We start from the raw sequence: 16264 nt of genomic DNA, 5'->3' as shown, positions 1-16264 counted from the left end.
AGGTGCGTGCTCACTCCCGCACGCGGATGTCCCTCCAGCGGCACACCGCCCCGCGCCCCCAGCGAGACTCGCCGAAAACGCTGTCGTTATCGTGCACCTCGAGGGCGATGCGACCGCGGTCCCCGAGATGCGTCGCGACCGCATCGGGGTCGTACCCGGGTGAGCGCAGGCGTGCGGTGTCGAGCCGGGCGATCCGCACTCCGTTGATCCAGGTCGTGAGGACCGGCAGTGCTCCGCCCTCGCACCGGATGCGGAGTTCGTTCCAGTCGTTCCAGCGCCACACCTGCAAGAACTCATCGACGTCCGCGGCTTCCTCGAGCCGCGCGATCTTCTCCGCCGTGACCGGCTCCACGCTCGTCGCGGGATCATCGGCGCGAAGGCCGACAGGGCGACCCTGCTCATCGAGTACGGCGTCCACGGCGAACGGGACCGCCGAGAAGGAGGCGAGCCCGTTCCCGAAGAAGCCGCCGATGCCCCCGGACGGGCGATGGTCGACGAGGACCTGGAAGCCCGCCCAGTCGTCCGCTCGGCGACGCAGCATCACGCCGGTGTCGGCGGGCCAGTCCGGCCGCAGCTCGAGGGCCAGGTCGAAGGAGCCGAACGATTCGTCGCTGAGCAAGTAGCCGCCGTAACCCGGGGTGGCCTGGGCGCCGATCAGCACGCCGTCCTCCACCCTCCAGGACGCGGGGTGCTTCTCCGGCTCGACCGGCAGGGCGATCCCCTGTTCCTGGAGGAGGCTCTCGACTGTCGGGCCGCCCGGGTGGACCGCACCGTAGACGCGCGGAATCGCGCTCCAGCCTGCAAGGCTCGCACCGTCGAGCAGCGGACGGTAGTCAACCTCGTCGAAGACGTCGCGCCGCCCGGACGTCGACTCCGTCACGACACCCCTCCGGTCACCTCGGGCAGCACAGCTCTTCTCGTCCGCAGAATCACGTCAGCACTCCGAGGTTCATTCTCCATCCTCTCGATCAGCTCTGAGGCCGAATGTTCCAGAGGTACGGGTAGGAGTTGCCCTGCTGCACCGCGGCTTGGGTGGCGGCGTCCGTGACGAAGGTCTGCTCCGGGCGGTACCACGGCGCGAACCAGGCCTGCTCGACGGTGTAGGTGTTGATGGCCTTGACTGTGGCCTCGTACTCGCTGCCTTCCGTGGTGCGCACCTTCTCGATCAGCGCGGTCAGCTCGGGATCCTCGCTCTTGAACGGGTTGAAGATGGCCTCCTTGCTGAGGTGGAAGTTGATCAGGGCCAGATCCGGATCCTGCTGGAGGATGAGCCAGGTCGCGGGGTATTTCGGCGCGAGCACGTCGGCTATGAAATTGTTTCCCGCGTCCGTGTAGACCACATCGATGCCGATGTCGGACAGCTGCTGCTGGATGAGGGTGAACGTGGACGCATCGACCGCGGACGCGGTGGGCATCTGGAGGGTGAAGCCATCGGCGTAGCCGGCCTCGGCCAGCAGCTCTCTCGCCTTCTCGGGGTCGTAGTCGTAACGGTCGTCGAGCGACTCGTCGAAGCCGACCGAGGACGGCGGGAAGATCTGGCCGGTCACTGTCCCGTAATCCTGGCCGATGGACGTCAGCATCGCTTCTTTGTCGAAGGCGTAGTTGATGGCCTGACGGACGCGGACGTCGGCCAGGGCAGGCGCGAGAGTACCTTGACGGTCCAGGAGCAGCAGACCCATCCAGCTGAGCTCTGCCGCATTCGCCGTGAACCCGGACGCTTCGAGCTCCGCCACGTTCTTGTTCAGGGCGAGGGTCGACGCGTTAACCTGGCCACCCTTGAGGGCGTTCACCAGAGCCGTGGGATCGCTGTAGACGTTGATGACCAGGTTGTCGTAGTACACGGACTCCGGGTCCCAGTAATCGGCATTGGCTGTGAAGACGTAGGACGTGCCGACCACGGTCTTCGCCGCGTCCAGTTCATAGGGACCGGATCCGACCGGGACGGTCTGGATGTCGTCGGAAGCGAACGCCGCCGGACTCTCGACCAGGCCGGCGTTCTGCGTCAGATAGAAGAGGAACGTCGGGTTCGGCTGCGTCAGGGTGACCGTCACCGTGGAGGCGTCGGTCGCGACGGCGTCCTGGAGGTCCGCCATCTTGGTGATGTCGGGCGAGTTCCCGTCGCGGAATCGGATCAGATTCTGCGCAACCGCGGCCGCATCCACTGGCGTCCCGTCCGAGAAAGCGACCCCGTCACGGATCGTGAGCGTGAGCACGGTGTTGTCCTCGTTGTACGCCCAAGCCGTTGCCAGTCCCTCCGTGATCGTGCCGTCCGGCTCGGCGCGCAGCACCGTATCGTAGACGGCCTGCATGTAGGGCGACTCGTTCGCCCAGTAGGAGTCCGCCGCCGCGAAGGTTGTCAAGGTTTGAATGGCCCCGAGAGTGAGCGTGCCGCCCGAGTCCCCTCCAGAGCCATCACCGCCACCGGCGGTGCAGCTCGTCAGACCGACTGCGAGCGAGGCGGCGACTATGACAGCGGCAGCCCTTTTCCAACGGAACATCTTTGTCCTTCCCGGATGGTGCCTGCTCGACGTCGAGCCCGGCTGCCGAGAACTTAGCACGATAAAATAGCTCGTGCCAGGTCTGCCGCAACTAATTCTCCGCGGAGCTCTGATCGGGTCGGGTGTCCCGGCATGTGTGTAGAGCGAGCACGCGACGGTGCGCTGGGTGGCAGCGGTCGGAGACTGCCGCGCGATCGGCCTGCTCACGGTCCTTTCAAGTGCAACTCCGAGTTCGGCAAGGTGTACCCGGACGTCGAAGTGACCTGCGAGAACTTGAGAACGGCGACTGCAAAGACGAGGGGGCGAGTGCTGCTCGACGGCGTCGCGCGCACGAATCCGCCGCCGCACTGGGTCTGCGGTGGCCTCGCATCCGTGATCGAGGAACCCGGCGTGCTACTCGAGCTCGCGGCCGGCCAGAACCTCAGACTCGGCCGCGGCAGCATCGCAGCGAGCGTCGGCTGGCTGGCCGAGAGCTCTCGTGATCGAGGAACGCTCGCTCAGCCTGGCTCCGAAGTTCGTCGAGCGGCTGATGGACGCGCCCCGTGCCGCCCGCGATGAGGGCGTCGGCATCCTGCTCGTCGAGCAGCACGCGCAGACTGCGCTTCGCGTCGCCGACCGCGCCTACGTGCTGGCGGAGGGCCGGGTCGCACTCTCCGGCCGTGCCGACGAGCTCCTCGGCGACTTCGGAGCAGTGCAAGCGGCGTATCTGGGCGAGAACTGAGCGATCTGGGCCTCGGACGACCTGCCCTTCCTCCCTGGTTAGGGCTTCGCGAATCACACCGGGCTGATCCCGACCGTCAGTCCTCCGCAGACGTAGAGTGTTTGGCCCGCCACGAAGCCGGCCGCGTCGTCGAGGAAGAACCCACCCGCATGCGCGTTGTCCTCCGGCTGCCCGAGCTGCCCGACCGGGACGCCGGCGATGATCGCTTCGTCTGCGGCGACTCAGCGGCATTCGCCTTCAGGAAGAGGTCGGTGGCGATCGGCCCGGGCCGATCGCATTCACGGTAATGCCGGACGAGCCGAGCTCGTGCGCAGGTAGAGGTAGGCGCTAGCGGTTCAGGAGCCCTCCTCGGCGACGGCCGGCTCCTGGTCGACGAGGCCGATTCCATCGGGGCCGCCGACCTGATCGGCCGGCGCGTCGGAAGTTCGGAAGTTCGGAAGTTCGTTTCGTTACCGGCTGCTCAGGGAGACGTAATCAGCAGTTGCGCCGTTCGTGAGCACGATGCCGGCTGGTGAATATGTCGGAACAGGTAGCCACCCTGTGACCAACATTCGCGAATCGAGACCGTGTCAGTTTACGTCGCTCGAGGCCTTGCGATGCATGATCCTCCCGCCCTGGCGTGGGCACTTCAGGTTGGCGCAAGCGACGACGAAATGCTCGACGCACACCCCCCAATCCGACTCGTCAAGAAGTCGGGTCCGACGAGACCGGCTCCACGAAGACGGAGGACACACCGGTGATCCCGTCCATCGCGAAGCCGTCCATGTCCGCGCGGAACTCGGGGCTGCTCATGTAGGTCGCAGTGACCGCCCGAGGGTCGGCGCCCGCGGCGTACTCGACAAGGGCGATGAGCCGGGGCTGGTCGCCGCCGATCTCGCGCCAGACGTGATGCGTTGTGATGCCGTGGGCGGCGAGGCTGCTGATGTGCCGCGCCCAGTGCACGTCAGCGTACTGCTCGAGGGCCTCATCGGAGGCAAGGGTGTAGGTGCGGATCTCGAGCATCGTGTTCTCCTTCGGCGGCGACCCCGATGGTCACCTTCTACCAGTATTATACGAACATGAATTCAGATTCAAGAACGAGTGCGCGACAACCGAGGCAGGCTCGGAGCCTCCGGTCGCGAGAGCTCGTGTTGGAGGCGGCGCGCGAGCTGATCGAGGAATTAGGTCTGGATGGGCTGACGCTGGCCGCAGTGGCAGAGCGCGCGGGTGTCGCGGTCGGTACCGTTTACAACCGCTTCGAAGACCGCGCCCACCTTGTGGAGGAGGTCGTCGGCCAGTGGACCGAGCAGGTCTCCGTCACCTTCGGCGAGTACTCCGAGCAAGGGAACGGTTCCGCTGATCCTGAGGCGAGCTTCCTCGCGCTCGCTCACCTCTTCCGCGAGAATCGCGTCTTCATCCGCCAGTTCCTGATCCACGCACCGCTGCAGCCGGGAATCGCCGCTCGGATCGCGCCGTGGCTCGAAAAAGAGCGCAGCCGACTCGTCGCGGGGTTGGCCACCTCGACCGTCGATCGTCGCAGTCGTGCGGATCTCGCCGCAACGATGGTGCTCGCGACCCTCGAACGCTCTGCGCTCACCCGAGTGGACGACGAGGCGTACTGGGCGCGGCTTGAGGTCGACTTGCCCGCTGCTGGTGCAGCCATACTCGCTTGAGCGACCCGTACCGGAGTCGTGACCAGCTCGACCGTCCTGCTTCTCTTCAGGGCGGCGACCGTATCGGGCAGGCCAGCACGGACCGCGAAGCCGTCGACCTCGCGCGGCGGTGCACGTGAGGCGCGCTCCTCTCCCCCACCGCCACTTGCAACCTCATCGCCCGCGACGTCCTCGGCCCGCGACCACGCCCGCTGCGGTCACCGGGCCCGCCGAGTTCGCCCACCTGACCGAGCGGAGCAGGAGGTGCTGATCCTGGTCGCCTGAGGGTGATCGAAGCAGGACACCGTATATCACCTTTTCACCTCCGCATACGTTCGAGTCATGACCGAACTCGACGCTCACGATTGCGCTCAGCCGGTTATGCTCGCCGATGAGAGTGCACTGGTCGTACCAGACCTGTGCTGAGAGGAGCACCTCGGGTGCTGCTGCAGCTGGGACGGATTTTCGAGGCATCGACCGAATCGGGCGCCGAAGGAGCAGGGGGTGCCTCACCTAATGTTCCGCTCGCGCGAATCCGGCTACCGCGAGCTGTCACCGCGCCCGTCCGAATTGTGTAGCGTCCACCACTACCAGAGAAGCGGCACCCTCCAGGTCCGGGCCGACTGGAGCGATCGGTCCGAGTGTGCTGGTGTTTGTCGACGTTGGTGGCGTAGTGGAGCCGGTGTGGTCAGTGCGCGGAGTAGCCGCCGTCGACGAGGTGGTAGCTCCCGGAGATGAAGGATGCGGCGTCGCTCAGCAGGAACAGTGTGAGCGCTGCGACCTCGGTATCGGTGCCGAGTCGATGCGACGCGTGCTCCGTTTCCAGTGCAGCGAGGGCCTCGGGCGACAGGCTAGCGCGAACGAGCGGGGTGTCAATGAAGCCGGGACCGACCGCGTTCGTCCGCACACCCAGAGCGGTGTACTCGAGTGCCGCGACCTTCGTCAGCCCGATCAGAGCGTGCTTGCTGGTGACGTACGCCGCGTTCTGGGCGATGCCGACGGAGCCGAGCACGGAGGCCATGTTCACCACGGATCCACCTCCCGCCGCGACCATCGCCGGCAGCTGGAACTTCAGGCCGTAGAACACACCGTCGAGGTCCACCGCGCGAACGCGATCCCAGGCGGCGACGTCGTAGTCGCCGATCATCTGCGGAGCTGCGCCGATGCCGGCGTTGTTGACCGCGAGGTGGAGGGCGCCGAACGTCGACTGAGCGAATTCGACGGCAGCCTTGCTGTCTTGCCACTTCGCGGTGTTCTGAGCGAACGCGGCGGCGGCGCCACCGGCCGAGGTGATCTCGTCGACGACGCGCTGAGCGGCCCCGAGGTCGATGTCGGTGACCACGACGGAGGCGCCTTCCGCGGCGAGCTCGCGGGAAATTTCCGCTCCGATACCGCTTCCGCCGCCGGTGACGAGGGCGACCTTCTTGTCGAACCTGGACATGTCAATTCCTTCTTTCCTGCTGGGCGCTCAAACCCCGGGGCGGGGAGCGGATGCGCACGCTTTCAATATGTTGAGACGGAGGGGTAGGTCAGGCGCCGGCCGGCGGGGTGGTGCCGCCGGTGGCGAGGCGCATCAGGTCGGTGTCGAGGTCGATCGCGTCGGCGCTGTCCCGGGTGTGGGTTCCGCCCCAGCTGTGCTGGTAGCTGTCCCAGTTGCGGCCAGTGATCTCGGCGCGGACTTCGCTGGCGATGAGCGCTGCCAGCTCTGCTCCGCTGCGGCGGGCGCGCGAAGTGAGCCCAGGGTCGGCCCAGTCCTCGGGAGCGGCGAAGACCGAGGTCGGGGCGACGATCGCGCGCATGAAGGCGAAGAGGGGCCGGAGCTGCCCGTCGGCGACGAGCGCGTGTCGGGCGCTTCCCGCGGATGCGGAGAGTGCTACCGGAATCGCGATCAGCAGATCGTTGTCGAGGATGTCGATGAACGACTTCAGCAGCCCGCTCATCCCTGCTTTGTAGACCGGTGTCGCCACTACGAGACCATCGGCGGCCGCCAGTTGCTCGATCGCGTCGACAAGCGGCCCGTGAGGTGTGCCGGACACGATGGCGTGCGCGATCTCGCCGGCGAGCGGCCCGAGCTCGATCACCGTCGCGGCGACGGGGAGGTCGCGGGATCGGAGCTGATCAAGGGCTGCTTGAGCGATCCGGTCGGCGATCATGCGTGAGGACGACGGAGTGCTGGTGCCGGCGTTGATGACGACGATCCGGCGCACGCGCTCGACGTTCATCGGCGCGCCTGCTTCGTGGTGGTCTCGGCGAGTTCGTCGCGGGAGGCGACGAGGGTGACGATCTGAGTGCTGAGGTCGCGGAGCTGCTGCATCTGCTCGGCGTTCAGTGCGGTCTTCATGGCGATGGCGACGGAATGGGCGTGCCGGCGCCCCACAGCGCGCTGCAGTTCGCGTCCGGCGTCCGTGAGGCGAAGTCGGCTGGCGCGTCGGTCGTCGAGATCCACACACCGATCGATGAGCCTGCGCTCGACGAGGCGGTTGACTAGACGCGAGACGCCGCCCTGCGTCATCAGAATGTCGCGGTTGACCTCGACCATGCTGAGGCCGTCCGGCGCCTTCGAGAGCGTGTAGAGCACGTCGTACTCGTTCTGCGAGATCTCGATCCAGATGTCGTCGGCGGCGAATTCGCGCATCAGCACTACCTGAGCGCGGAAGAGCGCCTCCCAGGCTTCGTTCGCGAGGCGCGTCTCGCTGCTCATCGCAGCACCGGGTAGGTCGCGCGCAACGTCGGGTCGGTGTCCTGATAGGGGGACGTGCCGGTGACGTTGTCACCGCGGTTCGCGTTCGGTCGCGGCTGGCGCGGCGCCGCGGCGCCGTACTTCGCCCGGACGAGGCTCTCGTGCGTGGGGGCGTCGGCCGCGCCGGGTGAGCGGCGAGCGGCCATCTCCTTCCTGAGCACGGGAACGACTTCCTCGCCGAGCAGTTCGACCTGATCGAGCACGGCGCCCAGCGGCAGACCGGAGTGATCCATGATCCAGAGCTGGCGCTGGTAGTCGCCGAAGATCTCGCGGAACTCGAGCGTCTTGTCGATGACCTGCTGCGGGCTGCCCACGCTGAGCGGGCTGCGGTCGGCCCACTGTTCGAGGGAGATGCTGTGGTCGTACACCGGAGCCGCACCGAAGTACGGACGGAACTGGGAGAACGCGTCCTGGGAGCGGCGTGCAATGAAGGCTTGACCCCCGAGCCCCACGATGGCCTGCTCGGGAGTGCCGTGGCCGTACGCCGCGAATCGCTGGCGGTAGAAGTTCACCAGCGGGAGGAAGTGACCGGTCGGCGCGAACAGGTTGTTCGCGAAGTACCCGTTGCCGTAGTAGGCGGCCTGCTCTGCAATTTCCGGGGTGCGGATCGACCCGTGCCACACGAACGGAGGTACGTCGTCCAGCGGACGCGGGGTGGAGGTGAAGCCCTGGAGCGCGGTCCTGTACTTCCCTTCCCAGTCCACCACATCCTCGCGCCACAGACGGTGCAACAGGTTGTAGTTCTCCAGAGCGAGAGGCAAGCCCTCACGGATGTCCTTACCGAACCACGGGTACACCGGCACGGTGTTGCCACGTCCGAGCGTGATGTCGAGGCGCCCCTTAGCGAGGTGCTGAGTCAGCGCGTACTCCTCGGCCAGCCGCACCGGATCGTTCGTCGTGATCAGGGTCACCGACGTCGAGAGGATGATCCGCTTGGTCAACGCGGCGATGTGCGACAGCACCGACGTGGGTGAGGAAGAGAAGAACGGCGGGTTGTGGTGCTCGCCGATGGCGAAGACGTCGAGACCGACCTCTTCTGCTTTCACGGCGATCTGGACGGTTGCATCGATACGCTCCGCCTCGCTCGCGGTCGCCCCGGTCGTCGGGTCCTGAGTGATGTCACTGACCGAGAAGATGCCGAACTGCATCGCCTCCACCTTTCCTTTGCCAGGCCCTCGCCCGGAACGAATCGCATGACGAGTCATGCTTGTTCAGTCTTGCACGTCCCGGGCCCGCGGTGTCGCGGACCCGGGACGTGTGCGGATCAGACCTCGATGGTCGTCCCGTCGGGGTTCGACTGGATTGTCCACGTGCCGCCGGAGCGGAAGGAGCGTGCGGTCGCGAACGTGTCCTCCATGAACTGCATGTAGGTGACCTTCTCGTCGACGACCTTCGCGAGGATCGCGACGGCCGAGGTGACGTGCTGGCCGAGGACGGTGGACCGGTAGGTGAAGGAGCCGAATGCTGCGACGGAGCCGTTCTGCTCGATCCAGTCGGTGATCTCGAACGCCTCGTTGGTCCAGTAGCGGTTCACGTCCGTGAACGTCTGCAGCAGGGCGCCGGGCTCGTCGTGACTGCCGGCCCACGGCATGATGCGCTGCAGGTCCGGGGTGTCGAAGTTAAGCGAAACGTACTTCGCGTCCGGTGCGAGCAGCGCGTTGACGTTGTCCGCGTCGGTCGGGTTGCTCAGCAGCTGCTGGACGATCTCGAGCGGGGTGGCAGTCATGATGTTCTCTCCTTGTTCCGTCCGACGGCTGGCCGGACTTCGATCACAACCTCCCGTGCCGCGCATGCATTCCCAGTCATGCAATTTTCAGCAGGTCGCATTTAGATGACGTCTCATGCATTACGCTCTGCGAGGCGGGCGTTTGCACGACGCGATGTGCTCGCCACCACCACTTCCGCTCGTCTCTTGAGGAGAACACCATGACCGACACCATCACCATTCCCGGCTACCGCGCCGGCACCTGGACCATCGACCCCACCCACAGCGAGGTCGCGTTCAGCGTCCGCCACCTCATGATCAGCAAGGTCAAGGGCAAGTTCGAGCGCTTCACCGCGACGTTCACCACCGGTGAGAACCCGCTCGACTCGACCGTCGAGGCCACCGCCGAGGTCGCCTCCATCAACACCAACGAGCCCAACCGCGACGGCCACCTGCGCACCGGCGACTTCTTCGAGGCCGAGACCTACCCGCAGATCCACTTCACAAGCACCGCGGTCCGCCCGCACAAGGACGACTTCCTCGTCGACGGCGAGCTGACCATCAAGGGCGTCACCAAGCCCGTCACCTTCGAGCTCGAGTTCGGTGGCTTCGGCACCGACCCCTACGGCAACTACAAGGCCGGCCTGGTCGCCACCACCACGATCGACCGCACCGACTTCGGCCTGACCTACAACGCCGCCCTCGAGACCGGCGGCGTCCTCATCGGCGAGAAGGTCACCATCACCCTCGATCTGCAGGCCGTGCACTCCGCCTGAGCCACCTCGGACGATCGAGCGGAACCATCACGGTGACCGTGCCCACTAGCCAGTGGGCACGGTCACCCGCGCAACTTGCTCAACAGAACACTTGGCTGCGCTGAGGCGTGGTACATGCCGAGAGTCGGGAACGCTGTGATCCCTCCGATGCTCGAGACCTGGATCAGATGCCCAGCATTCTGCTTCAGCATGATCGGCAGAGCAGCTTGAGTGACCCAGAGAGCGCCGAGCACGTTCGTCTCGAGCTGTGCCCGCGCCTCTTCCTCCCCGATCTCCTCGATCATCCCGAAGTGGCCATAGCCCGCGTTGTTCACCACGACGTCGAGTCGCCCGAAACGGGCAGCCGTCTGCTGGACAGCCGCAAACGACCCCGCCCGGTCCGTGACGTCGAGTTCAACCGGAAGGAACGTATCGGGGTGCTCTCTGACGAGCGGCGAAAGACTCTCGAGGGCCCGGGCGGTCCCGGCGATGCAATCCCCCCCCGAGCGAGCGCAGCCTCCGCCCATTCTCGCCCGAAACCCTTCGATGCGCCCGTAATGAACCATGTCTTCGACATGAGGTCTCCCACAGAACGACATCCGATCATCCTCTTCCACCGTGATGCGGTCGTCCACCCCTGCCTCGCGTTCGCCTACCGATTGGCCGACGGTGTTATCGCCGCCGCGGGCTTGCTCGCCCTGGGTGCTGCGATCCCTCCTCGCGCAACCGGATCTGAGGATTACCAACATCGCCGTCACCCGACACGACGACACCAGGTCGGCGTGGGACAGCGTCGTGCCCCTCACAACACTGACGCAGTTCGGTGAAGTCATGGGTGAGGCGGCGATACACCTGCTCCACGCCGAGATCTCCAACCCCGAACACGAGCACCGTAACGAAGTACTGCGTCCCCAGCTAGTCGTTCCAGATGACACCATCCCCCGCTGATGACTCGCCACCGCGCACGGATACCCGCACCGGGCCTCGGCCTGAGACCGAGTCGAATTCTTTTCGGTCGCATTCGTGATCGTCGGCATCCTTTGTCGTCGCTCTCCAATGAACACGCAGTGTTACCCAACGGCACGACCCCAGAATCCCCCTACATCATTCGCATGTTCACAGAAGCCGGGGACTCGTTGGGCCGAGTGTGCCCGCGGATGAGTCCGATTCGCACTTCTTCTGCGCTCTAATCAACGTTGGCGATGCCGCCGGTTCGGGTCTCAATGGCCCTGATGATTGAGATCATGTCTTCTCGGCCGTCCCCGAGATCCACGGTCTCCGCGTAGAGCTCGCTGGCGAGATCGAGGAGTGGCGTAGACGTGGAGGCTGAGCGCGCCGCCGCAGCAATGAGGCGCGTGCTGGTGAGGGCATCCGAGGCAGCGGCGCGGACCTCATAGTCGCGCGAGACGAGTTGCGCAAGTTTGATGCTTGCGAGCTCGCTAGCCATAGGGCCGGCCATGATCGCTTCAGTCACAAGAGCACGGTCCAGCCCATTGCGGTCCGCGAAGTGAACAGCTTCCGCAAGGGCCGCCAACATGACGTTGAGATAGTGGTTCACAGTCAATTTCATGAGGACTCCACTTCCTATAGGTCCACAGTGGATGGCCTGCCGAGTCAGTGGATGCAGAAGTGGAAGCACCCCCTCGACCGATTCCTCGTCGCCGCCGAGAAGAGCAACGAGGGTGCCGGCCTCGGCGGGACCCCGAGATCCGGACACCGGAGACTCGACGAATACACCGCCGGCGTCCAGAACGTCGGCGGCAAGGGCTCGGGAGTATTCGGGTGAAGTCGAACCAGTTGAGATGATGGTGTGTCCAGCGACGCGCCGGCGGAATTGAGCGCTGCCTCGCCCGAGGACGAAGTCGGTAACTTCTTCGTTCACGAGCATGACGAAGACGGTGTCGGCGCCTGCGAAGACCTCATCAATTGAGGCGGCGACCACCGCACCCTGTGCCTTAACCGGTATGCAGCGATCAGGATTCCGGTTCCAGACGATCAAGTCAAACCCTGCCCGAGCAAGGTTGAGGGCCATGGGTTGACCCATAACCCCGAGTCCGATGAAACCAACCTTTTCAGTCATGTAACTATCTCCAGCCCTCGGGATCTCCTCGAGCGAGCAATCCGCTCTCGACGCTGTGCCAGTGACGCGATCTCATGTGAACGACACAGCCTCCGCTACGAGCGACCACTTACTGAGCTTTGCTGAACAGCAAGCGCTTTACACGGTAGCGTGTCGAACGAGTGGTCGCGGCTTCGAGGCTGCGCGAGACGCTGTCTTCCTCGCTGGAAGGAGTGCACCACGACGAGACGGCCTTCGCGAAGACCGCCGCAGGGAGGTCGCCGCGAACCGTTGATCCGACACACGAAGCTGGCCGGTGCGGCACAGATTGCGCCAACCGCTGTACGCCTGAGTCGGTGGCACCGGTCGTGAAGATGTGCGTTTCACGCACCTGAAAGCACAGCGCGACGCGGCGAAGGAAGCCCGCCCTCGTCTTCCGGTGTTGCGCAGGCACTACGCGCGGCTTCGACGTCACTCGAAGAGCGAGAGGGGCAGAACGGAATCGCAGTCGGTGGCGTCGACCGTGGCGCACAGCTAGTCATCCTCGCCCGCGAGAGAGGGCTGGTCACACTCGGTCTGTCCTAAGAGGAGCACCGCCTATTTCTGACGCTCAGGTGATCTACAGCGGCGTCAACTGGGTCGGGGGCTGCTCACGCATAAGGCGCCCCACCCGATCAGTTCCGGATGAGGCGCCCGCATGTGTTGGCCTACTACTGCACTGCTACCAGCTGCCACTGCTGGTTCATCGAGTTGTCACCGGGCCACTGAATGATCTGAGCTCCTTCCGCGGAGGATCCGCCCTGGACGCCGAGGTAGAGACCACTCTTCGTGTTTCGGATGGTCACATAGGAGCCCACCGTCGTGACGGTCCAACTCTGATCCGCGGCGCCTGAGTCGAGCCACTGGACCGCGGACTGACCCTGCGACGTCGAACCCTGGAAAACGCCAAGGACTCGCCCGCTTCCGCGGTTTCCGAAGACGGTGGCTCCGCTGGAAGAGGTCGTCATATGCCAAGCCTGATCCTGACTGCCGATGTCCGACCACTGCACAACGTTCGCCCCGTCGGTGAGAGAGCCCGCGTTCACGCCGAGAACCTTGCCGGTGGCGCGATTGACGACCTTGTAGTAAGCGCCAGCACTGTTGCCGAAGTCTTCATCGCCGTACGTGATGACGTTCTTATTCTGCCCATTGTTCTCGAAGAAACCGGGGCAGGTCATGATGAGGACACGCCCCGTAGCGTGAACATACTGAAGGGTCCGGCTATATCCGGCGGCCTCCTTCACCTTCACGGGTGTCCAAGAGCCCGAACCGTTGCCGGTGTTGACGAGGACGTCGGAGGAGCCGTAGCTGTTGTAGAGGATCTTCCCGTTCGGAAGGACGATGTTGTAGGGGCTTCCGCCGTAGTCGATGGTGGTGCCGAGGTCGGTCGGGTTCCAGGATTCCGGGTTGGAGCTGATCTTGTAGTTGTTGGGCAGGCCTGGCGCGTTGACCACCTCATAGGTCATCAGGTACCGGCCGTCTGCCATCCGGCTGACGACGGGCATGCCCGGTCGGAGATTGGTGTCGTCGGGCGCCACATCTTCGATGACCGGTCCCCAGTTGACGCCATCAGTCGAGGTCTGGTGAACGATCTTCTGATTGTTGTTCGCCTTGTCCCGCTCGTCAGAGTAGTAAACGATCAGTTTTCCGTTCGCGACGAGCACGAAGGGCTCCCAAATGGGCGTCGTGCTGTAGCCGCCGCTTGAAGCAATTCGGCTGAGATACTGCCAGGTGCGCCCCTGATCAGTGCTCTTGTACACTTCCATGCGCTCTGCCGACTTGTCGGACGGAACGGAAAGCCCAACGGAGAGGATCGTTCCGGCGGCTAGCGAACCGACCTGTTGCGGGAGTTCGTACAGGAAGTTGCCGTTCCTATTTCCCCAGCCGTTGACGGTGTCGGCGATTTCGCTGATCTTCGACCATGTGGCGCCGTTGTCGGTGCTGCGGTAGATGGGAAAGACCGGATTGGTGGTTCGCACCTGCTCGAACGTCGCGAGCAGGGTTCCGTTTGCTGCTCCGTTGTGCTGAAGTTCAACCGTTTTCGGGTAAAGCGCCCCATATTCTTGAGCATCGGCCGGCGAACTGTAAAGCACGGACGGACCGTAAGCCTGGGCCGACGACGCGACCGTTGCCGACAAAGCGACCGCGGCGGCCACCGCGATCGCGAGAATCTTTTTTCGCATCTATATATTCCCTTGTTCTTCGTTGAACGGGGCGCCGTCAGGGTCGACGAGACCCAAAACAACGCTGTCACGAAGCTCATAAACCTCAAGCGAGGGCTACAGCGAAACACTTTCTAATCACCGTGTTCTGGTCGCAATGTCTCATCCCTCATGGGTCACGGTTGAACGAGCGGCTACGCGACTCCGTCAGGTCAGCGGACGACTCGCGGGAGATGTCCGCCGTCGAGGCACGCGCGGGTACGGATCTCTGGACACGAGCAGATCGACGATCGTCGCTGACGCGCAGATGTTGCGGTTCGCAACCCAGCACTGCCCGCTCACCGGCCGCACGACAGTCAACTTTCCCTAGTGCTCACCGAGCTCTCAACGCCGCCGCGTCCTGGAGCGCTACCCCGGCGGCTCCGGCCCTCCTTCCAGCTTTCAGACCGGCGAGCTGAAGTACGAAAGTTTTTCGCGTATGGCCGCGATTACAGGGCGTTGTGAAGTTGCTAGTTTTCAAACGCCCGGCAACGAAGCGGGCTTGCGCCGGCCCTCGGGGGCGGCAGCAATCATGATGCAGAGAGGCATTCAATGATGAACTCGCGATCCCGCGGACCCTTCCGGGGAGCTGCGGCGACTGCCCTGGTTCTGGTCGCAGGCGTCGTCCTTGCGGGCTGCTCCGGTGGGAACAGCTCCGATGGCCCCGGAAATTCCGCACGACCCGACAACGAAATCCACGTCCTGGTGCTGGGGGACGCTGCCGCATCGGCGGAGCAGGCCGCCGCTGACCGGTTCAACGAGAACTCCGAGGTGAAGGTCGTCATCGACACCGGATCCACCTCCGGATCCGAATACACGACCGCGGTACGCAACTCGATCGGCACCGCTTCCGCCCCGGACGTCTTCATGAGCTGGGGCGCCGCAGGCATCCAGCCCCTGGTCGACGCCGGCGCCCTGTTGTCTCTGAACGACTTCATCGAGGAGGACCCGCAGCTGCGCGACGCCTTCCTGCCGTCGGTCTTCGACGAGGAGGTCATCGACGGGGACGCCTACGGCATTCCGATGCGCGGCGTCGCACCAACCTTCCTGTACTACAACAAGAAGGTCCTCGCGGACGCAGGTCTCGAGCCGGCGGCGACTTGGGACGACCTCCTCGCCCAGGTCGGTCCGCTGAGCGACGCCGGCGTCACGCCGATCGGTCTCGCCGGAGCCGACAAGTGGCCCACGCAAATGTGGTACCAGTACATGTTCGACCGGGTTGCTGGTGCCGATGCCGTGAAGGACGGCCTGTCGGGCGGTACCGACGTCTGGGCCAGCGACGACAGCCGTGAAGCCCTCGACGACATCCGCGAGCTCGTGGACTCGGGCGCCTTCGGGAACAACTTCGACTCGGTCTCCTACGGGACCGACGGATCGGCGGCCCTCCTGCGCACCGGCAAGTCTGCCTACGAGCTGATGGGGACGTGGCACTACGCCACGATCGAAGGCGGCGACGAGGAGTTCGTCCAGAACGACCTCGGCTGGACCGCCTTCCCGTCCTTCGGGTCGGACGAAGCGGGCGACATCGCAGGCAACCTCAGCAACTTCTACAACGTCGCTGCCGACACCCGGTACCCGGACACCGTCCGCGGCTTCCTGGCCGAGCTCTACAGCGACGAGTTCCTGAACGACCAGCTCGCCCTGGGCAACCTCCCCCCGACGACCAACGCCGGCGAACTCGTCGCGGCCGACTCGAGCCTCGACGAGACCAACAAGGAGTTCCTCACCTTCGTCGCCGGCCTGGTCGCGGACGCCCCCACGTTCCAGCTGTCCTGGGACCAGGTGGTGCCCGCCTCCAGCCAGACGCCGCTGCAGAACGCCATGGCCGACTACTTCAACGGCACGATCGACGCCGATGAGTGGGTCTCCGCGGTGCAGGCCGCGACCGCCCAGGAGTAGAAGAACCCCGACGGCC

16 protein-coding genes are annotated in these 16264 nt (G+C 64.9%); 4 read left to right on the top strand and 12 right to left on the bottom strand.

The window, feature by feature from the left end:
- Positions 1-10 precede the first annotated feature (10 nt).
- Complete coding sequence (locus MT355_RS19950; RefSeq protein ID WP_243600875.1) at positions 11-880, bottom strand: DUF1080 domain-containing protein; 870 nt, start codon at positions 878-880, stop codon at positions 11-13.
- 88 nt (positions 881-968) lie between these two features.
- Positions 969-2498 carry an ABC transporter substrate-binding protein gene (locus MT355_RS19945; RefSeq protein WP_243600874.1) on the bottom strand — a complete coding sequence of 510 codons (1530 nt, stop codon included), beginning with the start codon at positions 2496-2498 and terminating at the stop codon, positions 969-971.
- A 478-nt stretch (positions 2499-2976) separates the two neighbouring features.
- Between MT355_RS19945 and MT355_RS19940 the strand changes: the two genes are divergently transcribed.
- Positions 2977-3219, top strand: a complete 243-nt coding sequence (locus MT355_RS19940) for a hypothetical protein (RefSeq protein ID WP_243600873.1) — start codon at positions 2977-2979, stop codon at positions 3217-3219.
- A gap of 53 nt (positions 3220-3272) precedes the next feature.
- Here MT355_RS19940 and MT355_RS19935 read toward each other — a convergent pair whose 3' ends face one another.
- Both MT355_RS19935 and MT355_RS19930 read right to left on the bottom strand, forming a co-directional pair.
- Positions 3273-3419, bottom strand: a complete 147-nt coding sequence (locus MT355_RS19935; RefSeq protein WP_243600924.1) for an SDR family oxidoreductase — start codon at positions 3417-3419, stop codon at positions 3273-3275.
- Between the two features lie 484 nt (positions 3420-3903).
- Positions 3904-4221, bottom strand: coding sequence for an NIPSNAP family protein (locus MT355_RS19930; RefSeq protein ID WP_243600872.1), 318 nt, complete (start codon positions 4219-4221; stop codon positions 3904-3906).
- 125 nt (positions 4222-4346) lie between these two features.
- Here MT355_RS19930 and MT355_RS19925 point away from each other — a divergent pair, with 125 nt between their 5' ends.
- Positions 4347-4871, top strand: coding sequence for a TetR/AcrR family transcriptional regulator (locus tag MT355_RS19925; RefSeq protein ID WP_243600871.1), 525 nt, complete (start codon positions 4347-4349; stop codon positions 4869-4871).
- A gap of 667 nt (positions 4872-5538) precedes the next feature.
- Here the strand turns inward: MT355_RS19925 and MT355_RS19920 are convergent.
- The 5 genes from MT355_RS19920 to MT355_RS19900 all read right to left on the bottom strand — a co-directional run bounded on the left by MT355_RS19920 (position 5539) and on the right by MT355_RS19900 (position 9316).
- Positions 5539-6291, bottom strand: coding sequence for an SDR family NAD(P)-dependent oxidoreductase (locus MT355_RS19920; protein WP_243600870.1), 753 nt, complete (start codon positions 6289-6291; stop codon positions 5539-5541).
- 88 nt (positions 6292-6379) lie between these two features.
- A complete protein-coding gene (locus MT355_RS19915) occupies positions 6380-7072 on the bottom strand; it encodes a CE1759 family FMN reductase (protein WP_243600869.1) in 693 nt (230 codons plus the stop codon).
- On the bottom strand, positions 7069-7551 hold the full coding sequence (locus MT355_RS19910; protein ID WP_243600868.1) for a MarR family winged helix-turn-helix transcriptional regulator: 483 nt from the start codon (positions 7549-7551) through the stop codon (positions 7069-7071). The genes MT355_RS19915 and MT355_RS19910 overlap by 4 nt, the downstream gene beginning before the upstream one ends.
- Complete coding sequence (locus MT355_RS19905) at positions 7548-8738, bottom strand: LLM class flavin-dependent oxidoreductase (RefSeq protein ID WP_243600867.1); 1191 nt, start codon at positions 8736-8738, stop codon at positions 7548-7550. Before MT355_RS19905 ends, MT355_RS19910 begins: the two co-directional genes overlap by 4 nt.
- Before the next feature lie 116 nt (positions 8739-8854).
- Entirely contained in the window at positions 8855-9316 is a 462-nt protein-coding gene (locus MT355_RS19900) for a nuclear transport factor 2 family protein (RefSeq protein ID WP_243600866.1), read from the bottom strand.
- 200 nt (positions 9317-9516) lie between these two features.
- Between MT355_RS19900 and MT355_RS19895 the strand changes: the two genes are divergently transcribed.
- A complete protein-coding gene (locus tag MT355_RS19895; RefSeq protein WP_243600865.1) occupies positions 9517-10071 on the top strand; it encodes a YceI family protein in 555 nt (184 codons plus the stop codon).
- 62 nt (positions 10072-10133) lie between these two features.
- Here the strand turns inward: MT355_RS19895 and MT355_RS19890 are convergent, their stop codons facing one another.
- From MT355_RS19890 to MT355_RS19880, 3 genes are all read right to left on the bottom strand, one after another.
- Positions 10134-10883 carry an SDR family NAD(P)-dependent oxidoreductase gene (locus MT355_RS19890; protein ID WP_243600864.1) on the bottom strand — a complete coding sequence of 250 codons (750 nt, stop codon included), beginning with the start codon at positions 10881-10883 and terminating at the stop codon, positions 10134-10136.
- Positions 10884-11236: 353 nt separating this feature from the next.
- Positions 11237-12130, bottom strand: coding sequence for an NAD(P)-dependent oxidoreductase (locus tag MT355_RS19885; protein ID WP_243600863.1), 894 nt, complete (start codon positions 12128-12130; stop codon positions 11237-11239).
- A 689-nt stretch (positions 12131-12819) separates the two neighbouring features.
- On the bottom strand, positions 12820-14331 hold the full coding sequence (locus tag MT355_RS19880; protein ID WP_243600862.1) for an RICIN domain-containing protein: 1512 nt from the start codon (positions 14329-14331) through the stop codon (positions 12820-12822).
- Between the two features lie 723 nt (positions 14332-15054).
- Here MT355_RS19880 and MT355_RS19875 point away from each other — a divergent pair.
- Positions 15055-16248, top strand: coding sequence for an extracellular solute-binding protein (locus MT355_RS19875; protein WP_243600861.1), 1194 nt, complete (start codon positions 15055-15057; stop codon positions 16246-16248).
- The last annotated feature ends 16 nt before the right edge of the window (positions 16249-16264 follow it).

This window comes from Rathayibacter sp. VKM Ac-2929 (genome assembly GCF_022815495.1).
In the GTDB taxonomy this organism is placed as follows: domain Bacteria; phylum Actinomycetota; class Actinomycetes; order Actinomycetales; family Microbacteriaceae; genus Rathayibacter; species Rathayibacter festucae.
This window is presented reverse-complemented; position numbering and strand designations above follow the sequence as displayed.

Coding starts and splice junctions, on each gene's coding strand:
- MT355_RS19945 (WP_243600874.1), bottom strand. CDS start 2,498: ATGTTCCGTTGGAAAAGGGCTGCCGCTGTCATAGTCGCCGCCTCGCTC.
- MT355_RS19930 (WP_243600872.1), bottom strand. CDS start 4,221: ATGCTCGAGATCCGCACCTACACCCTTGCCTCCGATGAGGCCCTCGAG.
- MT355_RS19920 (WP_243600870.1), bottom strand. CDS start 6,291: ATGTCCAGGTTCGACAAGAAGGTCGCCCTCGTCACCGGCGGCGGAAGC.
- MT355_RS19915 (WP_243600869.1), bottom strand. CDS start 7,072: ATGAACGTCGAGCGCGTGCGCCGGATCGTCGTCATCAACGCCGGCACC.
- MT355_RS19910 (WP_243600868.1), bottom strand. CDS start 7,551: ATGAGCAGCGAGACGCGCCTCGCGAACGAAGCCTGGGAGGCGCTCTTC.
- MT355_RS19905 (WP_243600867.1), bottom strand. CDS start 8,738: ATGCAGTTCGGCATCTTCTCGGTCAGTGACATCACTCAGGACCCGACG.
- MT355_RS19900 (WP_243600866.1), bottom strand. CDS start 9,316: ATGACTGCCACCCCGCTCGAGATCGTCCAGCAGCTGCTGAGCAACCCG.
- MT355_RS19895 (WP_243600865.1), top strand. CDS start 9,517: ATGACCGACACCATCACCATTCCCGGCTACCGCGCCGGCACCTGGACC.
- MT355_RS19890 (WP_243600864.1), bottom strand. CDS start 10,883: ATGACTTCACCGAACTGCGTCAGTGTTGTGAGGGGCACGACGCTGTCC.
- MT355_RS19885 (WP_243600863.1), bottom strand. CDS start 12,130: ATGACTGAAAAGGTTGGTTTCATCGGACTCGGGGTTATGGGTCAACCC.
- MT355_RS19880 (WP_243600862.1), bottom strand. CDS start 14,331: ATGCGAAAAAAGATTCTCGCGATCGCGGTGGCCGCCGCGGTCGCTTTG.